Source organism: Rhizobium sophorae (genome assembly GCF_013087515.1).
GTDB classification, from domain to species: domain Bacteria; phylum Pseudomonadota; class Alphaproteobacteria; order Rhizobiales; family Rhizobiaceae; genus Rhizobium; species Rhizobium sophorae.
In genome coordinates this window covers 231,233-252,872 of the sequence record NZ_JABFCN010000014.1, presented here as the reverse complement: position 1 = coordinate 252,872, position 21,640 = coordinate 231,233, and the positions used below count along the sequence as shown (strand labels likewise).

Below are 21,640 nucleotides of genomic sequence, written 5' to 3'. Positions count from 1 at the left end.
ATGTCCATCAAGCTATTCGAACTGCTTCTGCAAGCCTCGATCTACACGGTGACGATCAGCGTGGTTTCCATCCTGATCGGCTTTGCGATCGCGATCGCCATTTCAGCCATGCTGCTCTCACGGCAACGGCTTTTCATGCTGCCGGCGCAGATTTTCATCAGTTTCTTTCGTGGTGCACCGCTGCTGGTCCAGCTGTTGCTGATCTACAATCTGCTGCCGGTGATCGGCATCAACGTGCCGAGCATCGTTGCGGCCGTCATTGGCCTGTCCTTGTGCACTGCGGCCTATCAGGCTGAAAATCTGCGCGGTGGTTTTGCCAGCGTTCCCGCGGGCTTGGTCGAATCTGCCGAAATGACCGGCATGACTCCCATTCAGATCTTCCGCCGTATCAGGGCACCGATCGCCCTGCGCCTGACTTTCCCGGCACTCGTCAATGAAGCGATCCTTATTCTGAAGGCGTCTTCGCTCGTCTCCGTCGTCGGAATCGTCGAGCTGACACGCATGGCTCAGGACCTTGCCGGCAGCACCTTCCTGCCGCTCGAGATTTTCGCTTCCGCGGGTCTGATCTATCTCATCATCAATTGGATCGTTGCCCTTGCGGGCGGCCTGATCGAACGCTCCCTGCCAGGAGTGCCGCGATGACCTTCGACACCAATGTGATTTTCAGCAACTTGCCGGAGATCCTCAACGGTGCGTGGGTCACCATCCTCATCTGGATCGTCACCACTCTAGCCGCTGCCGTACTGGGTTTCTTTGTCGCTGTCGCGCGACGTTTTGGCGGCGTGCTGCTGGACAGAGCGTTCGGCATTGTCATCGCAGTGCTGCGCGGCACGCCCTTCCTGATTCAGATATTCCTCGTCTACTATGGCGGCCCCTTCGTCGGATTGTCGCTCGATCCGATCCCGGCCGGCATCGTCGGCCTTTCCATCTACGGCGCGGCTTATTTCAGTGAGATCTTCCGCTCGGGCTTTGCCGCCGTCCCGAAGGGACATATCGAGGCCGGCCTGTGCGTTGGCCTGACACAAGGGCAGATCATCCGGCGCATATTGCTGCCGGAGATGACCATGCTAGTGCTGCCGCCTTCGGTCAACATGACGATCATTCTCATGAAGGAGACGGCCGTTCTGTCCATCATCACCGTGCCGGAGTTGACGGCGACACTCAGCGCCATCGGCTCGCAGCAATATGCTTTCGTCGAGGCGCTCTTCGTCCTTGCGCTATTTTATTGGGTACTGGTCGAAATCACCGGCTGGCTCGGCCATCTCGCCGAAACGAAACTCACCAGATTCAGGTTTTTCAACATATGAGCGTTCCTGCGATCGCAGTCAAAAATCTTGTCAAGACGTTCGGCGGTTCCACCGTGTTGCACGGCATCGACCTCGAAATCGAGCAGGGACAAGTTTCCTGCGTCATCGGCCCGTCGGGATCCGGCAAGAGTACGCTGCTGCGCTGCATGGCGTTTCTAGAGGAATCGACGAAGGGGACGATCACCGTCAACGGCGAGGTGCTTGGCTTTGCGGAAAACACCAAGGGCGTCCGGGAGCGGGTGCCGGCGGCGGTGAACCGGCAGATCCGATCGCAGATCGGGATGGTTTTTCAGCAGTTCAATCTCTGGCCGCACATGACGGCGCTCGGCAATGTCAGCGAGGCGCTGAAGACGGTTCACAAGATGAGCCGCAAGGATGCGGAAGAGCGGGCCATGGCCCAACTCGTCAAGGTCGGTCTCGAGGGCCGGGCGGGGCACTATCCCTCGCAGCTCTCGGGAGGGCAGCAGCAGCGCGTTGCCATCGCCCGCGCCCTTGCCCTCAACCCGAAGATCATGCTGTTTGACGAGCCAACCTCGTCACTCGATCCCGAGCTGACCGGCGAGGTGCTCAACGTCATGCGCGATCTCGCCGCCGAGGGCATGACGATGGTCGTCGTTTCCCACGAGATCGGATTTGCCGCGACGGTCGGCCAGCAGATCATCTTTCTCGATCACGGCAAGGTGCTGTTCACCGGCCCGCCGCAGGACGTCTTCAAACGACCGAGAAACCCCCGCCTCGAACAATTCCTGGACACCTATATCGATCGCGGGGCCTCGATGCTGCTGTGAAGCTCATGTCCTTCCGGATTGTCGGGCAGACCTCGGCGGATGTCGGGTTCAGCCAATTTCCTCTTCGAGTATTTTCACGGGCCGGTCCCACTGGATGAGCACGACACAGCCGGTATCGCTCCAGACCGAGTGTTCGCTGCCCGGCGCGTTGACGATATAACTGCCGCTGATGTAATCGCCCGTCTCGTCGGATTGAATGCCGTCGAGCACCAGGATGGTCTCGAGCCCCTCGTGGCGATGGCGGGGAACGGAGGCGCCGGGTTCATATTTCAACAGCGCCACGCCTGGCTGATCGCCCTCGAAGGGGCGAATCCAGTGAATGGTGACATCATCGCGGAAAGGGCCGAATTCCAGCTCCTTCCAGCCGCCTGACGTCAGGCGATGGCGGGTCGTTTCAGGCATGGGCGATGCTTTCCAGAATGTCGTCGACATGGGCGGTCCAGCCGATGATCGCACCCTGGGCGCGGATCATGGCGATGGCTGCGGCTTTGAATTCGGGAAAATAGCTTTCCGTCGCCTCTTCGGCGAGCAGGCATTCATAGCCGCGGTCGTTTGCTTCGCGCATCGTCGTCTGCACGCAGACTTCGGTGGTGACACCGGCAAAGACGAGCTGACGAATGCCCTTCTGCTGCAGCACGGTGCCGAGCTCGGTCGCGTAGAAGGCGCCCTTGCCGGGTTTTTCGATGACGACTTCGCCCTTCACAGGGGCGAGTTCCGGCAGGATTGCCGTGCCGGGTTCGCCTGAGATCAGGATGCGGCCCATCGGGCCTTCGTCGCCGATCCTGAGCGACGGGTTGCCGCGGTCGCGTTTGGCTGGCGGCAGGTCGGAAAGGTCCGGCCGGTGGCACTCCATCGTATGGATCACAGGCAGGCCGGCATTGCGGAAGCCCTGGATGAGGCGTTTGACATCGGGCACGATCCTGGTGATGCGGCTGACATCATTGCCGAGGCTGGCACCGAAACCGCCGGGCTCGGCGAAATCGCGCTGCATGTCGATGACGATGAGGGCGAGCTCATCGTGCTTCACCGGAAAGGCGAAAGGCTCTGCCTTGATCTCCATCATCAGTGATGTCCCGCCATGTGGGCGCCGATCACGCCGATATCGGCCGAACGCGCCGGTGTCTCGTAAACCAGCCTGCCTTCCGAAATGACCATGATGCGGTCGGACATCTCGAGCAGTTCATCGAGGTCTTCGGAAAGCAGCAGCACGGCGGCGCCCAAATTGCGGGCCTTCATGATGCGGGCGCGGATTTCGGCAACGGCCGAGAAATCGAGGCCGAAACAAGGGTTCGAGACGATCAGCAGATCGACCTCACCCGTCAGTTCGCGGGCGAGCACCGCCCGCTGCACATTGCCGCCCGAAAGCGCTGCGATCGGCGAGGAGGAAGAGGCCGTCTTGACCTTGAAATCGGAGATCAGTGCTGACGCACGCTTCTTCATGCTGCCCTTGTTCAGCCAGATCGCGTCCTTGCCGTCCAGCTTCAAGTCGAAGGTGCGGAACGCAAGGTTCTCGCTCACGGTCATCTTGGGTGCACAGGCATTCTGCAACGGCTCTTCGGGGATGAAACGCACCCTGTTCTTGCGGGTCTCCTCACGGGTGGCGCCGTAAGTCTCACCATTGACCATGACCTCGCCACTATCGGTCGGGCGCTGGCCGGCCAGAATTTCCGTCAGTTCCTTCTGGCCGTTGCCGGATATGCCGGCGATGCCTACAATCTCGCCGGAGCGGACCGTCAGCGCGTCGATCTCGATCGTCTTCAGGCCGGAGCGATCCGGAGCTTTCAACTGGGTTACAGTGAGCACGGATTTGGCCGCTTCCGCCACCGGCAGACGGCTGTCGAGCTCGGCGAGCTTGACGTCGCCAATCATCATCGCCGCCATCTCGGCGGTGGAGAGCTCTGCGACCTTGCCGGTGCCGACCAGCTTGCCCCGCCGCAGGATCGAGACGGCATCCGCGAACTTCGTCACCTCGTGGAACTTGTGGGAAATCATCAGCACGGTGAGCTCGCCGCGCTCGGTCATGCCGCGGACGATGCCGAGCATCTCATCGGCTTCGGCCGGCGTCAGCACCGAAGTCGGCTCGTCGAGCACGAGGAAGGAGCGGCCGAGATAGAGTTGCTTGACGATTTCGAGCTTCTGTTTTTCGCCAGCCGCAAGCTCGCTCACCGGCCTGTCGAGCGGGATCTTGAACGGCATGCGCTCCATGAAACCCGCCAGATCCTTGCGTTCCCTGGCCCAGTTGATCACCGCGGGTACTTCGGTACGGCTGATGACCAGGTTTTCCGCGCCGGTCAGAGAGGGAACCAGTGTGAAATGCTGGTAGACCATGCCGAGCCCATAGGCCGCGGCATCCTTGGGTGAGGCGACCGCCACCTCGCGGCCGTCGACCGACAACGAGCCTAACGTAGCGTGATAGAAGCCCATGATGCATTTGACGAGCGTCGACTTGCCGGCGCCGTTTTCGCCGAGAAGCGCGTGAAAAGAGCCGGCCGGAACGGCGATCGAAACGTTGTCGAGCGCGGTGAACGAGCCGAAGCGCATGGTCATGCCGAGCGTCTCGATGCCGGCGGCCTTGCCGGCTTGCGGAAGGGGCGTGTCGCGGACTGTGCTCACTTCATTGCTCCTTTTCGACGATGATGGCGACGGGACCGCCGCCGGGCGGACCCTGGTGTTCGGCGCCGCCGGACACATAGAGATCGGTAATGCCGAAGATGCCGGCGAGAACGCCGCCGACGAAGGCACGGGCATGGCGGGTGCCTGCAATATCCGAGTCATCGAGCATCGTGTGGCGCCTGCCGTCGATCCTGCCGGACGGGTCCGGCTCGGCCTTGGCGAGAACCGCCGCCAGCCGGCTGTTTTCCGGCAGGCGTTCGCGGGCTTTCCTGACGGAATGCGCGTCGATCGCATCCCGCATGACCGCGTGGTCGATCGACAGCGGACCGGACCATTTTGCGCTCATGCCGAGGACGATGATTTCGTGATCGGTGAGTTCGACCCCGGACGAGGTTGAGGCGCAGCGAGAAAAGAGATCGAAACGTGTGCAGATGTCGGCATCGCCGATCGATGTCGCATCTATCTCGCCGAGTGCCACGGCGACGCCGAGAGCCGAAGCGCCGCGCGAGAGGCCCATGGATTTCAGCGTGTCGTGGGTTGCGACCGTCCTGCCTGCTGCCTCGGCCTCGGCAATCCGGCGCGAGGTGAGCAGCGGACACTTGATCTGCACGAAATGGACATCGGCGGGATCATCGATGCCGGCATCCCTCATCGCGGACTTCACGCCTTCGGCAACGAGCAGGATCTGTTCCCGGCGCCCCAGATGTTCGGGGGGCAGCGCGGCGGTACGCGACACACCAATGGCCAGCGCCCGTTCGCCCGGGGTTTCTACGGTTTCACGCGCAAATACCGTCCAATGCGGCGAGAGCGCCCCCTCGGTGCCGCCGGACATGATGATCGAGACGCCGTCGACGCCATATCTACTGAACAATGTCTCGAAGCTGCGGGTGGCATAACCGCGGGTAAAATCATTGACGCAGCCGTTGCCTTCCGTCTTGCCGAGAACGGCGACGACGTCGTTCGCCTGAAGGCCGCTGGCAAAGAGCGCCTCGACGCCGGCAACGTCATCGGGGCCGTCGGCTGGCACGCGAAAGACATGGGCACGCAATGACGGCATCAGGGCAGCGCCTCGACTAGAGCCGCGGAATTGGAGACCGAGCCGAAGACGCCGCCCTGCATCTTCACCATCTTGATCGCGGCGAGGTGGTTTCCGTAGTCGGTCGCACCGCAGCAGTCCTCCAGAAGCAGGCATTCGTAGCCGCGGTCGTTTGCCTCGCGCATCGTCGTCGAAACGCAGACATCGGTGGTGATCCCCGTGAGGATAATGTTCTCGATGCGCTTCTGGCTGAGGATGAGTTCGAGGTCGGTGGCGCAGAACGAACCCTTGCCGGGCTTGTCGATGATCGTCTCGCCTTCGATCGGGTAGAGTTCGGGGATGATGTCCCAGCCGGGTTCGCCACGCGTCAGGATTCGGCCGCAGGGGCCGGGATCACCGATGCCGGCGCCGATCCGCTGCGAGCGCCAGCGTTTGTTGGCTGGCAGATCAGCGAGGTCCGGGCGGTGGCCCTCGCGGGTGTGGATAATGTGATAGCCCTTGGCCCGCATGGCGGCAAGCACGCGTTTGATGGGTTCGATCGGCGCCTGCACCAGCGACAGGTCGTAGCCCATATGGTCGACATAGCCGCCCTTGCCGCAGAAATCCGTCTGCATGTCGATGATGATGAGGGCGGTATTGTCAGGCCTCAGAGCGCCGTTATAGGGCCACGGATACGGATCGGCGTCGATAAAATGCCCTTTGGTTTCGACCATCGCGTCCATCATTCTCTCTCCTATTCCGCGGCAGGTTTGAGGGGTTCGCCGTAACGGCGCATCGGCTTGTCAAATCCGCAGGACGTGCCGTCCTTGACCTTTATCTCGTCTTCCCATGGCAGGCGGTATTTGCCGGCGATAAGGTCGTGCATGTAGGTGTAGGGCGCATCCTGGGCGCCGCCGGCGACGGCGACATAGCCGCGATGGCCGAACTGGTAGATGTTGTTCTCCACGCCCCAGCCGAGCCGGGCCTCCCGCACCAGGTCAGGACGCACCTCGGCGGTGATGATCTCGTTAGGCCGGCCGGAGGTGCCGTGGGCGATGATCGCGCCGTCGAAATTGCAGATCATGCCTTCACCCATGGAATCGAACGTGCCGTCCGAGCCGCACATGCAGACATTGGCGGTGATCATCAGGTTGCAGAAGGCATTGGCCTGGTTGGTGAAGCGCCAGGCATCGCGGATCGGCGCCGTGTAGCCGGCGGTGCGGATCATGATTTCGGCGCCCTTATAGGCACATTCGCGCGCCATCTCCGGGAACATGCCGTCATGGCAGATGATCAGCGCGAGCTTGGCGCCTCGGGGGCCTTCGATAAAGGGGATGCCAAGATCGCCGGGCTCCCAGGGCTCGACGGGGATCCAGGGATGCATCTTGCGGTGATAGAGCTTTAACTCGCCCTGGTCGTCGATGACGATGCCGGAATTATAAGGCATGCCACCGGGATTGAGCTCCATGATCGAGAAGCAGCCCCAGATCCGGTTGTCGCTGCAAGCTTGCCTGAAGGCCGCGACCTCCGGCCCGTCGAGCGTGCACATGATCTCCGGATTGATGTCCATGGAAAGGCCATGCAGCGCGTATTCGGGAAAGACGACGAGGTCCATGCCCGGCTGATTGCGCCGTGCTTTGGCCACCAGATCGACGATCACCTGCGTCTGTTTTGCCAAGTCCGCTTTGGTGACGGTCACCGGCAGCTGGAGCTGAACGAGGCCGATACCGACGCCGTGTTCGGATTTGTTGAGACCGCCAAGTCCGTTCATCGGAATGTTCCGTTATTTCGTGAGCGACAGCGCACCCGGCGCACCCGCGAGCGAACGGGTGGGCGAGGACGTGGCGATCAGGATGATGAGGGTGAGCACGTAAGGCGCGGCGTAAAAAAGGTAGTAGCCTTGTGTGACGCCGACCGATTGCAGCGCCGGGCCGAGCGCGCCGGCGCCGCCGAAAAGCAGGGCAGCGAGAAAGCAGCCAATCGGATTCCAGCGAGCGAAGATGACGAGAGCCACGGCCATCAGGCCCTGGCCCGACGAGATGCCTTCGTTCCATGAGCCCGGATAATAGAGCGAGAGATAGGCGCCGCCGATTGCCGCCAGCGAACCGCCCACTGCCGTTGCCAGCAAGCGAACCCGATCCGGGTGGATGCCCATGGCCCGGGCCGCGTCGGTGCTATCGCCGACGACGCGCAGGATCAGGCCGATGCGGGTGTTCTTGAAGGCCCAGAACAGGAAGAGGGCAAGTGCCGCGCCGATGAAGAACAGCACGTTGATATTGAGCGCCGCCTGGACCTGCGGAGTGCTCGACCAGCCGCCGAGCGGGATCGAGGGTAGTTTCGGGGCAACCGGCTGGATGAAGGATTTGCCGAGGAAGAACGCCATGCCGAGACCGAACTGCATCATGGCGATGCCGATGGCGATGTCGTTGACCTTGGGGAACTTGCAGATCCAGCCGTGGATGAGGCCGAAGATCGCGCCCGCCATCATGGCAGCCAGCACACCGAGGGTCGGCGAGCCGGTCATGACGGCCACCGCATAGGCTGTCATGGCGCCGAAGACGAGCGTGCCTTCGAGCCCGAGATTGATGCGGCCGGAGCGTTCGGTGATGGTCTCGCCGAGGCTGACGAAGATGAATGGGGTGGAAACGCGGATGGCGCCCGCGAAGATCGCCAGCGGCACGCCCCAGATGCCGATGCCTGTCTCTTCCATCAGAGGCTCCTTTTCCAGAGGTCGGGATTGAAGATCTTGAAGCGGCCGTAGAAAGTTTCGCAGAAGAGAATGACGATGAAGAGCGTCCCCTGCAGCACCAGAACCGTCGCATCCGGCAGGCCCATGCGCCGCTGGATGAGGCCGCCCGAGGCGTCAATGCCGCCGAGCAGGATCGCGACCGGAATGATCGCCAGCGGATTGTGCCTGGCGAGGAAGGCGACGAGGATGCCGGTATAACCATAGCCCGCGGCAAGCGAGGCGTTGGCACTTCCCTGCACTGCCGCCACTTCGATCATGCCCGCCAGACCAGCAAAGCTGCCGGCAAGCGCGGTAAATCCGGCGATCAGCTTGCCGACCGGCAGTCCCTGGATCTGGGCGGCGCGCACGTTGCCGCCGGCGATGCGGGCGGCAAAACCGTAGCTCGTCGCTTCGATCACGATCCAGGAGACCATGCAGGCGAGGATGCCGATGACCAGGCCCCAATGCACGTCCATGCCGGGAATATTGCCGAGCATGTAGTCCGCCGGCAGCGGCCTGGTCGACGGCTTGTTGAGGCTTGCAGGATCGCGGAGCAGCCCTTCGACGAACTGGTTCATCAGGGCGATGGCGATATAGGAGAGCAGCAGTGAGGAGATGGTTTCGTTGACGCCGCGGTAGTGGCGCAGGAAACCGGCAAGGCCGATCCAGATGCCGCCGACCACCATGGCAGCGATTGCCATCAGAATGAGGGTGAGGAAAACAGGCGCGGTGCCGGCGAGCGGCAAAGCCATGGCTGCGGCAGCAACGCCGCCCAGCACGACCGCTCCTTCCCCGCCGATGATGACGAGGCCGAGACGGGCGGGCAGGGCGACGCAGAGTGCCGTCAGGAGAAGGGGTGCGGCACGACTTAAGCTGTTCTGCACCGAAAACCAGCTGCCGAAGCCGCCGGTATACATCAGTTGGAAGAGGGTGGTCGGCGACTTGCCGACCGCCAGGATGAAGAGGGAGAAGAGCGCAAGACCGATCAGGATGGCCGCGAGGCCGATGACAACAGGCTCGGCTCGCCGCGCGATCCATTCAAGGACGGGGCGCAGCGAAGCCGGTTTTTCCACGATGGCTAGTGCGGGATCATTGGCCTCGATGGTCATGGCGCTTCTCCCTTTGTGGTTTACGCTGTGGACCCGACCACGCCCTCGACCAGATAATTCATGCTTTCGAGCTCGATCGCGTCTTCGGCGTAGCTCTTGTCGGCAGCCACGACCGTGTCGCCCTTATTGTCCTTCAACGGACCCTTGAAGACCGAGAAGCCGCCCTTCATCATCTCCGCCTGCGTGGTTTCGAAGGCCTTGCGGCCCTCCGCGGAGACGGCGGAGCCGAGCGCGCTCATCTTCACGAAGCCGTCCTTCAGGCCGCCACGCACGAAGTTGCCGAGCTTTTCGCCGGCCTGCGCCTTCTTGACGAAATCGCTATAGACGTTGCCCCAGGCCCATTCGGCACCGGTGAGATACTTTTCAGGAGCAAGCGGGCTCTGGTTGGCGTGATAGCCGCAGACGAAGGCGCCGCGGCCGGCAGCCGTCTCGACGACCACTTTGGGGCTGTCGACGTGGCAGGTGATGACGTCGGCGCCCTGATCGACCAGCGCATTGGTGGCTTCGGCCTCCTTGACGGCGAGCGACCATTCGCCGGTGAAGATCACCTGGCAGGTGATACCAGGATCGACTGTACGCGCGCCGAGCAGGAAGGCGTTGATATTCTGCAGAACCTGAGGGATCGGCTTGGCGGCGACAAAGCCGATCTTCTTGCTCTTCGTCGCATGGCCGGCGGCGATGCCGTTCAGATACTGGCCCTGGAAGATATAGCCGAAATAGGAGCCCGTATTGGCCGGGTTCTTGCCTTCCTGCCAGAGACCGCCGCAGTGGCGGAACTGGATGTCCGGATGTTTGGCGGCCATGGCCAGCATGTGCGGGTCGAAGTAGCCGAAGGAGGTCGGAAAGAGCAGGGTCGCGCCGTCCAGGTTGATCATGGATTCCATGGTCTTCTGGACATCGACGGTCTCCGGCACATTCTCTTCCTCGACCAACGTCACACCAGGCATCGCCTTGATAACGGCCGCACCTTCCGCATGCGCCTGGTTATAGCCGTAGTCGTCCTTGGGGCCGACATAGATGAAGCCGACGGTCAGCGCGGTTTGGGCTGCGGCGGAGGAGCCGATCAGGCCGGGCATGGCGCCGGCGAGCGCCCCGGCAGCGGAAGCCTGGAGGAAATTGCGGCGGTTCATGGAAAGGAGTTTGGTCATCGGAATGCTCCTTGCGGCGCTGGGCCGGTTGCGAACGGTACAGAAAAGTGCATGCAATGTGCATGCCAGAAACCAATCTATTGGTTTTTATGATTTATTTCTTTGTGCAAAGTTTGCACGCTGCAAAGTGCATACAGATTATTCGAATTGCTGCGTAAAAAGTAATCAACAGGTATTTCTTATTCATTCTGCATTGTCAGGCAGTACTACGCCGCCCTTCTCAAGCTCTCTTACTCATCAGAAAGCGGAAATTTAACAATAGCTTCGCTCCTCGATTTGACTTATCGAGTCCCGAACGTCATCTGTATGCAGAGTGGTGATGTGAGCAGATTCGTATTGTGAAGCAGACGAGGCGCAAAGAAGTGATCCGTAGCGGAACCACCGTCGAACAGATGGTGCGGGCGATTGCCGATATGATCGTCACAGGTGAAATCCTGCCTGGCGCGAAGTTGGACGAGGTGTCGCTCGCGGTTCGTTTCGACGTTTCGCGCACACCGGTACGAGAGGCTCTGCGTGAGCTGGGTGCCATGGGATTGATTGCGCGCGAGCCAAACCGCAGTGCCCTCGTTACCAATGTCAGCGAGGCCTATCTGCATTCGATGTTCGAGGCGATGGCGGAGCTTGAAGCAATCTGCGCCAGGCTCTCGGCTGAGCGCATGACGGTGGATGAGCGGCGTGCGTTGGAGTTGGAGCATCTGGCATCAGTAAGGCTCGTGCATGCCGGCGCGGAAGAGGAATATTCGGCTTACAACACCCGATTCCATACCCGACTTTATCGCGGCGCGCATAACGATCATGTCTTCGAGATGGTGACGCAGACGCGGGCGCGGCTGGCGCCTTTTCGGCGGGCGCAGTTCCGTCTGCCCGGGCGTCTGGCGAAATCCTATGAGGAGCACAGCCGGATCGTGACCGCGATCATGCGCGCGGACACCGCGGCTGCGGGGCAGGCGGCATATTCTCATGTGGAAATTGTCAGCGATGCCAGCGCGGTGTTTGCAACGGCCGGGGAGTAACAAGGACACTGCGCCAAATATCAGGCGCTAGAGCGGTTCAGCTTTTAACGGAAGCGCAGAACCGCTCTAAGCTCTTATTTTTGCGTAATTCAGGACGAAAAAGCGCGCCCCGCCCCGGCACGGCCTCGTCACGTGATCCTGCGGCGAAGGGTTTGACCGATGGTCAATCACCTTCTTGCGCGACCGAACCGGCGCGCGTCGCTTCGTGCTTCAAGGCCCGCAAGTATCGCCAGGAGGATCTTTTTGAGATGATACTTCGTGCTCATTTCATTTCGGGATCCTTTGATCCGTGACGTAAGCGCGCCAGCCTCCCAATTCAGTGATTTCGCGCGCCCCTTCGATTGCATGAGCCTCGCAGAGAAAACCTGAAATTTGGGAACCGTCATCGAGCGTTACCTTGCCTATGCCGAGCGGCGCCGGGATGTTCTGGACAAAGCGCCCGAAAGCTTCCGCGGTGACTTTCCAAACCTCAACCTCGAGGCCTTTGCCGTCAAAGCCGGGTTCGCGGATTAGGCCTGGCTTCGGCGGGACGGTATCGGGTAGGACGAAAAGGCGGTAATCCGGTGCAGTACGGCAGGATTTGATCCGCCTGCCGCCCGGTCGGGTCAGTTCGTGGTTGAGAGGCATACCGGTCAGATGCGCCCCAACGACGACGATCGGCACCAGGCCGTCATCGCCAGGCACAACAGGGCTTGCTTCGGGGATCGCAGCCTGCCGGTCGATGCCCATGCCGGAGCTTGCTGCGCGGTGCAGCGCATCGGCAAGCGGCGCCAGCGCATCGTCGGTGAAGGCAGGTGCAATGACGGTAACGCCGCCCGGCACCCCACCTTTTCCGAAGCCGGCCGGAACGGCGATCGCCGCGCAATCGAGAAGGTTGACGAAATTGGTGTAACGGCCAAGGCGGCCGTTGAGCACGACGGGATTGGCCAGCATATCGGCGACCGTGTAGGTAGTCGGCGCCGTTGGCAGCAGAAGCACGTCGGCCGTTTCCCATTCGGCCTCGGTCTTGCGGCGCAATTCTTCCAGCCGGTATCGGCCGTTGAAGGCCTCGACTGCGGTCTTGCCCTTGGCGCCCTCGATGATGCCTCTGACGGTCGGATCAAAATCGGCGGCATTCGTGGCGAGGAAGGTCTCGACCGCCGCCAGGCGCTCGGCGACCCACGGCCCGTCATAGAGAAGGGCGGCGGCCTCGCGGAATGGCGCGTAGTCGAACGGCACGATGGTCGCGCCGAGCGCTCTGGCCCGTTCGATCGCCTGATCGTAGAGCGCCTCCACTTCCTTGTCGCCGAAGAATTCCCGCTCGGCGTCGGCGAGAACGCCGATGCGCAACCCCGACACAGGCAGGTTCGCCGGCTTGGCGCGACGCGAGAAAGGATCGGCGGCATCGAAGCCTTCGGCGACCTTCCGGATCGCAACACCGTCAGAGACGGTCGCAGCAAAAATCGTGATGCAGTCGACGCTCTTGCACGCCGGTATAGCGCCGGTATTCGGCAAGAGACCCGGGGTCGGCTTGATGCCCACCAGATTGTTGAAGGCGGCAGGCACGCGGCCGGAGCCGGCCGTATCGGTGCCGAGTGCGAAGGCTGCGAGGCCTGAAGCCACCGTGACCGCCGATCCGGAACTCGAACCACCTGAGATATAGGCCGCATCGAAGACCGAACGCGGCGCTCCATAGGGCGAGCGCGTGCCATTGAGGCCGGTCGCGAACTGGTCGAGATTGGTCTTGCCGATGATGATGGCGCCGGCCGCCTTCAACCGTGCAACGACGGTGGAGTCGGCTTCTGGCCGATACTCATAGGCCGGGCAGGCGGCGGTCGTCGGCAAGCCGGCGGCATCGATATTGTCCTTCACGGCAAAGGGTACGCCCCAGAGCGGCAGGCTGTTTGCCTCAGGCGCGCGTGCCATCAAGGCTTTCGCGGCAGCGCGCAGTTGCTCATCCGGCACCGGGGTGATGAAGATTGCCGGATCTTTCGAGGCGGCTCGCCGCGCAATCACCTCTTCGATGGCATCGAGCGGCGTCAGGCCGGATTGATAGGCGGCGCGAAGGCTTGAGAGATCGAGGATGGTCGGCAGCATGTCAGCATTCCTCCAGGACGACGATGATATCGCCGGCTTTGACGTTTCGTCCCGGCCCGGCGCGCAGGTCGCGGACGCGGCCTGCCGCATGGGCGGTGACGTTGATTTCCATTTTCATCGATTCGATGATGGCGAGTGTATCGCCGGCCGCAACCGGGGCGCCCGGCTCGACCAGCAATTTCCAGATATTGCCGGGTACGGCGCTGGCAACCCCGAAGCAGCCGTCGGGAATATCCCCGTCCGGGCTTTCGCCCGTGCCTTCGTCAGTGACGAAGCTGTCGAGCCCGGCTTCCTTCCAGCGCTGGCGCTCAGTATCGAAGGCGGCCTGCTGTGTTGCCTTAAAGCGGCTGATCGACGCCGAATTGATCTGCAACTCTTTCACGTAGGCGGCATAGGAGAATTCCGTCTCCTCGATCCGAACGGGATAGCCCCCGTGCGGGAAGGCGGCGCGCGCCTCCGTCAGCTCCTGATTGCTCACCGGGAAGAAACGGATCTGGTCGAAGAAATTGAGCAGCCAGGGTTTGCCACTGGCAAAGGCCGGTGTCTTCCGCCATGTGTTCCAGACCTGGATGGTGCGGCCGAAGAGCTGGTAGCCGCCCGGTCCTTCCATGCCGTAGATGCACATATAGGCGCCGCCGATGCCGACGGCATTTTCCGGCGTCCAGGTGCGGGCCGGATTGTATTTCGTCGTCACGAGGCGATGGCGCGGATCGGTCGGGGTCGCAACGGGGGCGCCGAGATAAACGTCGCCGAGACCAAGCACGAGGTAGCTGGCATCGAAGACGATATCGCGCACGGCCTGTTCGTCGGGAAGACCGTTGATGCGGCGGATGAACTCGATATTCGACGGGCACCAGGGCGCGTTCGGGCGCACGAGTTCCTGATACTTGCGCATCGCAAGCTCGGCATCCGGATCATTCCAGGAAAGCGGCAGATGGACGATGCGGCTCGGCACCTTGACCTCCTGCGCCGCCGGAAGCGTCGTCTCGATCTCGGAGAGCAGCCCCAGCAGGCGCCGGCGCGTCAGCTGCGTTCCGTCATAGTGGATCTGCAGCGAGCGGATGCCGGGGGTGAGGTCGACGATACCGGGAAGGCGGGCCTCGACAACGGCCTGCATCAACAGATGCACCCGCAGCCTCAGCGCGACGTCGAGCGTCATCGGTCCATATTCGACGAGCAGATTGTCATCGCCCTGACGGCGATAGACGACGGAAACCGGGCCGTCCTGGCTGATCCTGACGATCGGCGAGCCAGTCTCTTCCGCGACCCGCCGCACCGCCGGGCCAGCAATCGGGTCTTCCGGCCGGGTCACGGCATGGAAACGGATGCGGTCGCCGGGCTTGAACTGGCCCATCTTCCACTGCTCGTCGCGGGCAATCACCGCCGGGCAGACGAAGCCGCCAAGACTCGGACCGTCGGGACCGAGAATGATCGGCATGTCGCCAGTGAAATCGATCGCCCCGATCGCATAGGCATTGTCGTGCAGGTTGGAGGGATGCAGCCCCGCCTCGCCGCCGTCGCTGCGCGCCCAAAGCGGGGCCGGGCCGATGAGGCGCACACCGGTGCGGGCGCTGTTGAAATGCACCTCGTAAGCCGTCGAAAACAGCGTTTCGATATCGCTATCCTGAAAGAAATCCGGTGCGCCATGCGGGCCATAAACCACGCCGACATCCCATTCGCGCGACAAGGCGACCGGCTCCACCGCGGGCTTGGCTGGTTTGGCCGGCACTTGGCGGGCAAAATGCAGCACATGCCCCGTCTTCAGCGTGCCGGTGGCGTTGCCGCCGAACTGGCCGAGGCCGAAGGTCGCCCGCGAGCCGAGCACGACGGGCGCGGCAAAACCACCGGCGACGGCGAGATAGGCGCGCTGTCCCGGTCCTTCGATCGTACCGATTGACAGAACCTGGCCGGCCCGGATCAGCACCGGCGCATCATGCGGCAGCCTTGTGCCGTCGCATGTCATCGCCATGCGAGCGCCGGCGAGCGCGATCGTCTGGTCGGCATAAAACCGCAGCGTCGGGCCAGAGACCGTCAGTTCCAGTGCGGCCGTCACATCGTCATTGCCGACCAGCCGGTTGGCATGGCGGAAGGAGCGCTCGTCCATCGGACCGCTCGGTGGCACGCCGACATGCCAGAGGCCGAGTCGTCCCGGCAGTTCCTGGATGCTCGACTGTGCGCCGGGGGCGAGAATCTCGACGACATCGGGAACGAAGGCGAAGTCGCGCAGCGCCGTCGTCGCCACCGTGGCGCTGGCAAGCAGTTCGGAAGCGGCAATAGTTCTCAGATAATCGAGATTGGTCTCGATGCCTGATATCGATGTCGCCGCAAGCGCGGCCTTCAGTTTCTCGATCGCCGCCGGCCGGTCTTCCGCCGCCACGATCAGCTTGGCGAGCATCGGGTCGTAGAAGGGCGTCACCTCGGTTCCCGTCTCGATCCAACCGTCGACGCGGGCACTCTCCGGAAAAATCACTTCGGTCAGCAGGCCGGCGCTCGGGCGGAAATCGGCATGCGGCATCTCGGCATAGATCCGCATCTCGATCGCCGCACCCTTCGGCGTCAGGCCTCTGGCGCCCGAGAGCACGTCTTCGCCGGCCGCCTGGCGGATCATCCATTCAACGAGATCGATGCCGAAGACGGCTTCCGTGACAGGATGCTCGACCTGCAGGCGGGTATTGACCTCGAGGAAATAGAATTCCTCGCGCTGGGGATCATAGATGAATTCGACAGTGCCGGCCGATTCATAGGAGACCGAGCTTCCCAAATCGACCGCCGCCTTGTGCAACTGCGCCCGTATCTCCGCGGAAAGGCCAGGCGCAGGCGTCTCCTCGACGACCTTCTGGTTTCGCCGCTGCAGCGAGCAGTCACGTTCGCCGAGCGCGATCACTCCGCCCTTGCCGTCGCCGAAGATCTGCACCTCGACATGGCGTGCGTCAGCAACGAAACGCTCGATGTAGACACGCGCATCACCGAAGCTGGCGCGCGCGGTCCGCTGCACGCTTTCGAAGAAGGTCGTGAGGCTTGCTGCATCGGCGCAGAGCTGCATGCCGATGCCGCCGCCGCCGGCCGTGCTTTTCAACATAACGGGATAACCGACGATCTCGGCCGCCGAAAGCGCCTCGTCGACGCTCTGCAGGAGATCGGTACCGGGCAGCAGCGGCACGCCGCTCGCTTTCGCCAATTCGCGCGCCGTGTGCTTCAGGCCGAAGGCCGACAGGTGCTCCGGACGCGGGCCGATGAAGGCGATACCTTCAGCGGCCAGCCGCTCGGCAAAGCCGATATTCTCCGAGAGGAAGCCGTAGCCTGGGTGCACGGCCTGAGCTCCCGTCGCCTTGCAGGCGGCTATGACGGCATCGACATTGAGATAGCTTTCGGCGGCCGGTGCCGGGCCGAGGCGGACGGCTTCATCGGCGGTCAGCGCCGGCTTCGAGAATCGATCGGCATCGGAATAGACGGCAACTGAGGCAATGCCCATCCTCTTCAATGTGCGGATGACGCGGACGGCGATTTCGCCGCGATTGGCGATAAGGACCTTGGTGAACATCGATCAGTCCTCGCCGTCCCAGATCAGCACCCGGATCGGTGTCGGATCGAAACCGTTACAGGGATTGTTGATCTGAGGGCAATTGGAGATGACGCAAAGCACGTCCATCTCCGCCACCAGCTCGACATAGTCACCAGGCGCGGAAATGCCGTCGACGATCGTCATCTCGCCATTCGGCTTGATCGGCACGTTCATGAAGAAATTGATGTTCGGCACGATGTCGCGCTTGCTCATGCCGTGTTTTGTCACCTCGATCACGAAATTGTCGCGGCAGGCATGCAGGTACTTCGTGCCGTGGCCGAAGCGCACTGTGTTGCTTTCGCAGGAGCAGGCGCCGGCTGAGGTATCATGGCGGCCGCAGCTGTCGGCGGTCATGACGAGCATGACGTTGCCCTCGTTCGAAATGATCTTCGTGCCGGTGCCGATATAGGCGCCACCTTGCGCCCGCATCGTATCCTGGTTGGAATAACGCTCGGCAAAGTCATCGGCACGATAAAACAGCGTATCGATTGCCTGTTGGCCGTAGCTGTCTTCGACGCGGATCGTCTGGCCCTTGCGCACGATGCCGGACCACGGCGCTTCGGCCGGGATGAAATGATCCTGCACAGCGTTTTCGAGGCTGCGCGAAGCTGAAGTCTTGATGAAATCGGTCATCGCCATCCCTCCTCAGGCCAGCATCGAGGCGTTGTTCTCGAAGCCGCGAAGGGCTTCGGCGGTCGCCGTGCGCGAGAGATCGTCGGCTGCGGGTGCCGGCGCGCGAAAGCGCGTGACGATCACCGGCTTCGGCGCATAGACCGGGTCGGGATCAAGCGGATGCGGGCAATTCGAGAAGCCGACGATCATGTCCATCTCGGCGCGCAGCTCAGCATAATCGCCGCTGTTGGAAAGCTTGCCGCGCCAATGGAAGCCGCCGTCATCGTCGACGCGGACGGGGGCGAAGAGATTGAGAATCGCAGGAATATCGCGTCTGGTAAGACCAAGCTTGCCGGCGACGAGCACGAGATTGTCGCGGGTGTTGCGGGTCTTGACGCCAGGATATTTTGCGGCGTTCGAAGCTGCCGTCGAGCCACCCATCAGGCAGTCATGGGCGCCGGAGCTATCCTCGATCAACGAAAACATCACCCGGCCCATATCCGAGAAGATGACGCGCCCCCTGCCGAGGGCCGTCGTCCACTGCACCTTGACCGTATCGACGAGATTGAGCCTTTCGCTCGTGTCAGTGGCGTTCCAGGCGACGAGCGCCACGGTCGATCCGCCTTCGCCCTGATCGATGCGGAGCGCCTCGCCGCGCTTCAGCGCAGTCGACCAGTACCAGCCGCCGGGGATGGTCTCCTGATGGATGATCGCAGCCGCATTGATTGCGGGGGCGGGCAGGGGGCTCGGCGCCGGCAAGGCCTTCGGCGCAAATTCCAGCCCCTTCTTCTGATGTTCCTCATAACGCTGCCGGTTGGCGGCGATCTCTTCGGGCGAACGTCTGACATGCATCATGGCTTTTCTCCTGACGGACTGGAAGCCGGGTCGTCCCGGCGAAGGCCCAGAGAAATGACCGGGCCGTCCCGGTCGGGGCTGAAGATGGTGGGCGCGCCGGCAAGCCTCGGCGGCCAGATGGAGATGTCCTTGGTAATCGTCGCGCCGTAGCGCTCCTTTTCCTCCGGGCGGTCACGCCGACGCTCGAAGGCGACGACGCGCGTCGCCAGCGTGAAGGCCTCGCGCATATCGTGCGTCACCATGACGACGGTCATCTGGGTTTCGTGCCAGAGCCGCTTCATCAACGTGTGGATCTCGGCGCGAATGCCGGGGTCGAGTGCGCCAAAGGGCTCATCGAGCAGCAGCACCTTCGGCTTCATGATCAGCGCCTGGGCCAGCGCCAGGCGCTGCTGCATGCCGCCTGATAGTTGCGCCGGATATTTGCCCTCGGCGCCGGAAAGGCCGACCTCGCCGATCAGTCGCCGGGCTTCGTCGACGGCGTTGCGACGAGCAGCGCCGAAAAGCTTGGCTTTATAGCGAGACGTTGAGAGTTCCCGCCCAAGCAGCACATTGCCAAGGACGGTCAGATGCGGGAAGACGGAATAACGCTGGAAGACGACGCCGCGATCCCGCCCTGGCTCCTGCGGCAGAGCTTCGCCGTCGAGCCGGATCGTGCCGCGCGTTGGCCGCTCCTGGCCAAGCAGCATGCGCAGGAACGTCGACTTGCCGCAGCCGGATGGACCGACAAGCGCGACGAAGGCGCGCGAGGCGACGGTCAGCGACACGTCCTCAAGCACGATCTGGTCGCCATATTCCTTCCAGACCTTTTCGATCACCAGTTCGCTCATGCCCGCTTCTCCAGCTCCGACCAGGGGAAGACGGCGATGCGGATCTGATCGAGGATATAATTCATGATCACGGCGAGCAGCGTGATCCAGACGACATAGGGAAAGATGACGTCCATCGAGAGATAGCGGCGGACGAGGAATATGCGATAACCGAGGCCGGAATCCGACGAGATCGCTTCGGCGGCGATCAGGAACAGCCAGGCGGGACCGAGCTGAAGCCGGAGGCAGGTGATCAGGCGCGGCAGGATCTGCGGCAGCACGACACGAAGGCCGATCTGCCAGGAGGAGCCGCCAAGCGTTTCAGCCTTGACGATCTGCTCACGCGGCAGCTCCAGCGCCTTCAGCGCAAGGTCGCGGATCATCGTCGGCGCAACGCCGATGACGATCAGCGCGATCTTGGAGGCTTCGCCCAGCCCCATGGCGATGAAGAGGATCGGCAGCAGCGCCAGCGGTGGCACCATGGAAATGACCGCAACGAAAGGGGAGAGCAGCGCCCGGAGATAAGGCAGCATGCCGATCAGCATGCCGATGACGAGCGCGGTGATCGTGGAGATGCCAAGGCCGGCAAACAGGCGGACCAGGCTCGCACCCGTATCGGACCAGAGCAGGTATTGACCGGTGCGCGGATCGGCGATGAAGGCCATGCGGTCGACCGCATCGGCAAATCCGGCAAGACCGGGCAGCAGCTTGTCGTTGGCATTTTCCGCCAGCCGTGCCGCCGAGCCGAAAGTATAGGCAACGATCAGCAGCACGAAGGGCAGCAGCGTCAAGGCAAGCTGCGCGCCTCGGCTCGGCCTCGTGTTGATCCAGCGCATGAGGAAAGCTCCGCTGATGAAGTGTGGGCGGTGCAGTCAAGGCCGCACCGCTGCTTGGACATCGCTTAGAGCGAACCGTCGGCGGCCGCCTTCATGTAGGTCTCGGTAAAGCGCAGCTTGACGTTGCCGCTGTCGCCGAGAACCTTGCCGTCAGGCATTTCGATGCCGATAACGTCGGCCGATGGCGCGCCATTGCCGAGCAGGCCCTTTTCGAACAGGAAGTTACGAACGAGATCCATCGTCTTCGGCAGGCCGTCCGAGGCGGTGAAGGCAACGGCATCGGCCGGCTTGTCGAAAAGCTTTGTGACGGCAAGCTGGGATTCGTAGCCTTTCAGATCAGTACCGGATGCCGAGCCCATTGCCTCGCGGGCAGCCTTGCCGTCGGCACTGTCGGCAGTCAGCAGTGCTGCGGTCTCATACCAGATGCCGGCGAGCGCCTTGCCGAAGTTCGGATTGTCCTTCAGCACACCGGTATTGGCGACCATCAGGTCGATGATCTCGCCCGGCACTTGCGAGCTGTCGAAGACCTTTTTGGCCGTAGGGTCCTCGAGGATGGTCGAGACCAGCGGGTTCCAGGTGACGACTGCGGTCACGTCAGCCGTCTTGTAGGCTGCGACCATATCCGCATCGGAGGTTTTGACCACCTTCACGTCGCGCTCGGTTATCTTGATGCTTTCGAGCGCGCGGGCCAGCAGATAGTGCGAGACGGAAAATTCGACGAGATTGACGTTTTGTCCCTTGATGTCGGCAAGGCTCGCCTTGTCCTTGAGAATGACGGCATCATTGCCGTTCGAGAAGTCGCCGACAATGACGGCTGTCGTATCGACGCCGCCGGCAGCCGGGATCGACAGGCCGTCCATATTGGTCAGCGTCACGGCATCGAAGGCGCCGGCGGTATACTGGTTCATCGATTCGACGTAGTCGTTGAACTGGGTGACCTCGATCTTGATGCCGTATTTGTCGGCCCATTTCTTGACGATGCCGTGATCGGCAGCGTAACCCCATGGCATCCAGCCGACATAGATCGACCAGGCGACCTTGAAATCGGTCTTCTGTTCGGCCTTGGCGATGGAGCCGAGCCCGAGCGCCAGGGACGCCGTCAGGGCGGTAATCGATAGGATTTTCGAAAAAGTCTGCATTGAAATTCCCCTTTTGCTTTTCTTCAAAAGGGA

General features: G+C 62.3%; 20 protein-coding genes. 4 read left to right on the top strand and 16 right to left on the bottom strand.

Going from position 1 to position 21,640, the window contains the following annotated elements; genetic code table 11:
* Genes G9X64_RS09055 through G9X64_RS09045 form a run of 3 tightly spaced genes read left to right on the top strand, consistent with a single transcriptional unit; the run spans nucleotide 1 to nucleotide 2,095 of the window.
* Complete coding sequence (locus G9X64_RS09055) at nucleotides 1-642, top strand: amino acid ABC transporter permease (RefSeq protein WP_171376433.1); 642 nt, start codon at nucleotides 1-3, stop codon at nucleotides 640-642.
* Nucleotides 639-1,307, top strand: a complete 669-nt coding sequence (locus tag G9X64_RS09050; RefSeq protein ID WP_171376432.1) for an amino acid ABC transporter permease — start codon at nucleotides 639-641, stop codon at nucleotides 1,305-1,307. Before G9X64_RS09055 ends, G9X64_RS09050 begins: the two co-directional genes overlap by 4 nt.
* Nucleotides 1,304-2,095 carry an amino acid ABC transporter ATP-binding protein gene (locus G9X64_RS09045; protein WP_171376431.1) on the top strand — a complete coding sequence of 264 codons (792 nt, stop codon included), beginning with the start codon at nucleotides 1,304-1,306 and terminating at the stop codon, nucleotides 2,093-2,095. The genes G9X64_RS09050 and G9X64_RS09045 overlap by 4 nt, the downstream gene beginning before the upstream one ends.
* Before the next feature lie 48 nt (nucleotides 2,096-2,143).
* Here the strand turns inward: G9X64_RS09045 and G9X64_RS09040 are convergent, their stop codons facing one another.
* Genes G9X64_RS09040 through G9X64_RS09000 form a run of 9 tightly spaced genes read right to left on the bottom strand, consistent with a single transcriptional unit; the run spans nucleotide 2,144 to nucleotide 10,708 of the window.
* Nucleotides 2,144-2,497 carry a cupin domain-containing protein gene (locus G9X64_RS09040; protein WP_168307823.1) on the bottom strand — a complete coding sequence of 118 codons (354 nt, stop codon included), beginning with the start codon at nucleotides 2,495-2,497 and terminating at the stop codon, nucleotides 2,144-2,146.
* Nucleotides 2,490-3,158, bottom strand: a complete 669-nt coding sequence (locus G9X64_RS09035; RefSeq protein WP_168307822.1) for a cysteine hydrolase family protein — start codon at nucleotides 3,156-3,158, stop codon at nucleotides 2,490-2,492. The genes G9X64_RS09040 and G9X64_RS09035 overlap by 8 nt, the downstream gene beginning before the upstream one ends.
* Nucleotides 3,158-4,708, bottom strand: coding sequence for an ABC transporter ATP-binding protein (locus G9X64_RS09030; RefSeq protein ID WP_171376430.1), 1,551 nt, complete (start codon nucleotides 4,706-4,708; stop codon nucleotides 3,158-3,160). Before G9X64_RS09030 ends, G9X64_RS09035 begins: the two co-directional genes overlap by 1 nt.
* Before the next feature lies 1 nt (nucleotide 4,709).
* Nucleotides 4,710-5,765: a cyanuric acid amidohydrolase gene (atzD, locus tag G9X64_RS09025; protein ID WP_171376429.1), complete on the bottom strand. Its 1,056-nt coding sequence runs from the start codon at nucleotides 5,763-5,765 to the stop codon at nucleotides 4,710-4,712.
* A complete protein-coding gene (gene biuH, locus G9X64_RS09020) occupies nucleotides 5,765-6,466 on the bottom strand; it encodes a biuret amidohydrolase (RefSeq protein WP_171376444.1) in 702 nt (233 codons plus the stop codon). The genes atzD and biuH overlap by 1 nt, the downstream gene beginning before the upstream one ends.
* A gap of 11 nt (nucleotides 6,467-6,477) precedes the next feature.
* Complete coding sequence (locus G9X64_RS09015) at nucleotides 6,478-7,494, bottom strand: formamidase (protein ID WP_171376428.1); 1,017 nt, start codon at nucleotides 7,492-7,494, stop codon at nucleotides 6,478-6,480.
* Between the two features lie 12 nt (nucleotides 7,495-7,506).
* A complete protein-coding gene (locus G9X64_RS09010) occupies nucleotides 7,507-8,433 on the bottom strand; it encodes an ABC transporter permease (RefSeq protein WP_064654449.1) in 927 nt (308 codons plus the stop codon).
* Nucleotides 8,433-9,560 (bottom strand): ABC transporter permease, encoded by a 1,128-nt coding sequence (locus G9X64_RS09005; RefSeq protein WP_168316104.1) that lies wholly within the window; start codon nucleotides 9,558-9,560, stop codon nucleotides 8,433-8,435. The genes G9X64_RS09010 and G9X64_RS09005 overlap by 1 nt, the downstream gene beginning before the upstream one ends.
* Nucleotides 9,561-9,580: 20 nt before the next feature.
* A complete protein-coding gene (locus tag G9X64_RS09000) occupies nucleotides 9,581-10,708 on the bottom strand; it encodes a BMP family ABC transporter substrate-binding protein (protein WP_168307817.1) in 1,128 nt (375 codons plus the stop codon).
* A 338-nt stretch (nucleotides 10,709-11,046) separates the two neighbouring features.
* Here G9X64_RS09000 and G9X64_RS08995 point away from each other — a divergent pair, with 338 nt between their 5' ends.
* A complete protein-coding gene (locus G9X64_RS08995) occupies nucleotides 11,047-11,721 on the top strand; it encodes a GntR family transcriptional regulator (protein WP_168316105.1) in 675 nt (224 codons plus the stop codon).
* Between the two features lie 267 nt (nucleotides 11,722-11,988).
* Here the strand turns inward: G9X64_RS08995 and atzF are convergent, their stop codons facing one another.
* The 7 genes from atzF to G9X64_RS08960 form a co-directional block, all read right to left on the bottom strand.
* Nucleotides 11,989-13,797, bottom strand: coding sequence for an allophanate hydrolase (gene atzF, locus G9X64_RS08990; RefSeq protein WP_171376427.1), 1,809 nt, complete (start codon nucleotides 13,795-13,797; stop codon nucleotides 11,989-11,991).
* 1 nt (nucleotide 13,798) lies between these two features.
* Nucleotides 13,799-17,338, bottom strand: a complete 3,540-nt coding sequence (uca, locus tag G9X64_RS08985; RefSeq protein ID WP_171376426.1) for an urea carboxylase — start codon at nucleotides 17,336-17,338, stop codon at nucleotides 13,799-13,801.
* A gap of 3 nt (nucleotides 17,339-17,341) precedes the next feature.
* Nucleotides 17,342-17,992 (bottom strand): urea amidolyase associated protein UAAP2, encoded by a 651-nt coding sequence (locus G9X64_RS08980; RefSeq protein WP_168307813.1) that lies wholly within the window; start codon nucleotides 17,990-17,992, stop codon nucleotides 17,342-17,344.
* Nucleotides 17,993-18,004: 12 nt separating this feature from the next.
* Nucleotides 18,005-18,826 carry an urea amidolyase associated protein UAAP1 gene (locus G9X64_RS08975; protein ID WP_168307812.1) on the bottom strand — a complete coding sequence of 274 codons (822 nt, stop codon included), beginning with the start codon at nucleotides 18,824-18,826 and terminating at the stop codon, nucleotides 18,005-18,007.
* Complete coding sequence (locus G9X64_RS08970; protein ID WP_171376425.1) at nucleotides 18,823-19,653, bottom strand: ABC transporter ATP-binding protein; 831 nt, start codon at nucleotides 19,651-19,653, stop codon at nucleotides 18,823-18,825. The genes G9X64_RS08975 and G9X64_RS08970 overlap by 4 nt, the downstream gene beginning before the upstream one ends.
* Nucleotides 19,650-20,468, bottom strand: a complete 819-nt coding sequence (locus G9X64_RS08965; protein WP_171376424.1) for an ABC transporter permease — start codon at nucleotides 20,466-20,468, stop codon at nucleotides 19,650-19,652. The genes G9X64_RS08970 and G9X64_RS08965 overlap by 4 nt, the downstream gene beginning before the upstream one ends.
* A 65-nt stretch (nucleotides 20,469-20,533) precedes the next feature.
* The gene (locus G9X64_RS08960; RefSeq protein ID WP_171376423.1) at nucleotides 20,534-21,607 is read right to left on the bottom strand and encodes a putative urea ABC transporter substrate-binding protein; all 1,074 of its coding nucleotides are present in this window, start codon (nucleotides 21,605-21,607) and stop codon (nucleotides 20,534-20,536) included.
* Between the last annotated feature and the right edge of the window lie 33 nt (nucleotides 21,608-21,640).

Excerpts from the sequence above, each read along its gene's own strand:
- G9X64_RS09055 (WP_171376433.1), top strand. The coding sequence starts at position 1 with ATGTCCATCAAGCTATTCGAACTGCTTCTGCAAGCCTCGATCTACACG.
- G9X64_RS09050 (WP_171376432.1), top strand. The coding sequence starts at position 639 with ATGACCTTCGACACCAATGTGATTTTCAGCAACTTGCCGGAGATCCTC.
- G9X64_RS09045 (WP_171376431.1), top strand. The coding sequence starts at position 1,304 with ATGAGCGTTCCTGCGATCGCAGTCAAAAATCTTGTCAAGACGTTCGGC.
- G9X64_RS09040 (WP_168307823.1), bottom strand. The coding sequence starts at position 2,497 with ATGCCTGAAACGACCCGCCATCGCCTGACGTCAGGCGGCTGGAAGGAG.
- G9X64_RS09035 (WP_168307822.1), bottom strand. The coding sequence starts at position 3,158 with ATGATGGAGATCAAGGCAGAGCCTTTCGCCTTTCCGGTGAAGCACGAT.
- atzD (WP_171376429.1), bottom strand. The coding sequence starts at position 5,765 with ATGCCGTCATTGCGTGCCCATGTCTTTCGCGTGCCAGCCGACGGCCCC.
- biuH (WP_171376444.1), bottom strand. The coding sequence starts at position 6,466 with ATGGACGCGATGGTCGAAACCAAAGGGCATTTTATCGACGCCGATCCG.
- G9X64_RS09015 (WP_171376428.1), bottom strand. The coding sequence starts at position 7,494 with ATGAACGGACTTGGCGGTCTCAACAAATCCGAACACGGCGTCGGTATC.
- G9X64_RS09010 (WP_064654449.1), bottom strand. The coding sequence starts at position 8,433 with ATGGAAGAGACAGGCATCGGCATCTGGGGCGTGCCGCTGGCGATCTTC.
- G9X64_RS09005 (WP_168316104.1), bottom strand. The coding sequence starts at position 9,560 with ATGACCATCGAGGCCAATGATCCCGCACTAGCCATCGTGGAAAAACCG.
- G9X64_RS09000 (WP_168307817.1), bottom strand. The coding sequence starts at position 10,708 with ATGACCAAACTCCTTTCCATGAACCGCCGCAATTTCCTCCAGGCTTCC.
- atzF (WP_171376427.1), bottom strand. The coding sequence starts at position 13,797 with ATGCTGCCGACCATCCTCGATCTCTCAAGCCTTCGCGCCGCCTATCAA.
- uca (WP_171376426.1), bottom strand. The coding sequence starts at position 17,338 with ATGTTCACCAAGGTCCTTATCGCCAATCGCGGCGAAATCGCCGTCCGC.
- G9X64_RS08980 (WP_168307813.1), bottom strand. The coding sequence starts at position 17,992 with ATGACCGATTTCATCAAGACTTCAGCTTCGCGCAGCCTCGAAAACGCT.
- G9X64_RS08975 (WP_168307812.1), bottom strand. The coding sequence starts at position 18,826 with ATGATGCATGTCAGACGTTCGCCCGAAGAGATCGCCGCCAACCGGCAG.
- G9X64_RS08970 (WP_171376425.1), bottom strand. The coding sequence starts at position 19,653 with ATGAGCGAACTGGTGATCGAAAAGGTCTGGAAGGAATATGGCGACCAG.
- G9X64_RS08965 (WP_171376424.1), bottom strand. The coding sequence starts at position 20,468 with ATGCGCTGGATCAACACGAGGCCGAGCCGAGGCGCGCAGCTTGCCTTG.
- G9X64_RS08960 (WP_171376423.1), bottom strand. The coding sequence starts at position 21,607 with ATGCAGACTTTTTCGAAAATCCTATCGATTACCGCCCTGACGGCGTCC.